Origin of the sequence: Mycobacterium angelicum (assembly GCF_002086155.1) — a bacterium.
In the GTDB taxonomy this organism is placed as follows: Bacteria; Actinomycetota; Actinomycetes; order Mycobacteriales; family Mycobacteriaceae; genus Mycobacterium; species Mycobacterium angelicum.
Window position 1 is genome coordinate 1 of record NZ_MVHE01000216.1, and the last position, 1,031, is coordinate 1,031.

The window sequence follows — 1,031 nt, forward strand, 5'->3', positions numbered from 1 at the left end:
TGCTGATCGCGCAGGGGTGTCGGGCGTTGATCGAGATGGGTCCGCATCCGGTGTTGGCGGTGGCGATGACCGAAACGGTCGAAGCCAGCGGCGCGGACGCGGTGGCGGTGTTGGGGTCACTGCGCCGCGACGAAGGCGATTGGCCGCGCTTTGTCACCTCGCTCGCCGAGGCCCACGTCGCCGGGGTCACGGTGGACTGGGCCGCAGTATTCGCGCCCTGGCGCCCCCAGCGGGTGCAATTGCCGACATATGCCTTCCAGCACCAGCGGTACTGGCTGTCGGGGACGCCGGTGGGGAATGTGGCATCGGCGGGCCTGGATGGGGCCGGGCATCCGTTGCTGGGTGCGGTGGTCGCACAGCCTGAGTCTGGCGGGGTGGTGTTGACGGGCCGGTTGTCGGTGGTTGAGCAACCATGGCTAACCGATCATGTGGTGGGTGGGGTGGTGCTGTTTCCCGGGACCGGGTTTGTGGAGTTGGTGATTCGTGCTGGTGATGAGGTGGGGTGCGGGGTTATCGAGGAGCTGACCTTGGGTGCGCCGCTGGTGGTGCCCGACCACGACCAGGTGCGGATTCAGGTAGTGGTGGGTGGGGTCGGCGAGTTTGGTGGGCGCCCGGTGTCGGTGTATTCACGTGGCGGCGAGGCTGAATCGGACTGGGTGTTGCATGCGGAGGGGAGGCTTGGGGCTGGTGGGGTCGCAGGGCCGGCGGCGGATTTGTCGGTGTGGCCGCCGGAGGGGACGGTCAGTGTTGATATTTCGGATGGTTATGAGCGGTTGGCGCGGCGAGGTTATGTGTATGGGCGGGCGTTTCGTGGGTTGAGGTCGATGTGGCGGCGTGGTGAGGAATTGTTTGCTGAGGTTGGTGTGCCCGAGGACGCCGGGGTTGACTTAAGCGGGTTTGGGTTGCATCCGGTGGTGTTCGATGCGGCGTTGCATGCGGTTGCGGTGGCTGTTGATGACATGGAGATATCGGTTCCATTTGCCTGGGAGCAGGTGTCGTTGCATGCGGCGGGGGCGGGGGCGGTGCGGGCG

At 66.1% G+C, this 1,031-nt stretch carries 1 protein-coding gene; it reads left to right on the forward strand.

What is annotated here, in order from left to right; genetic code table 11:
- Positions 1-1,031, forward strand: a 1,031-nt coding sequence (locus BST12_RS29075) for a polyketide synthase dehydratase domain-containing protein (protein ID WP_211281406.1), incomplete at both ends; no start/stop codon positions are given.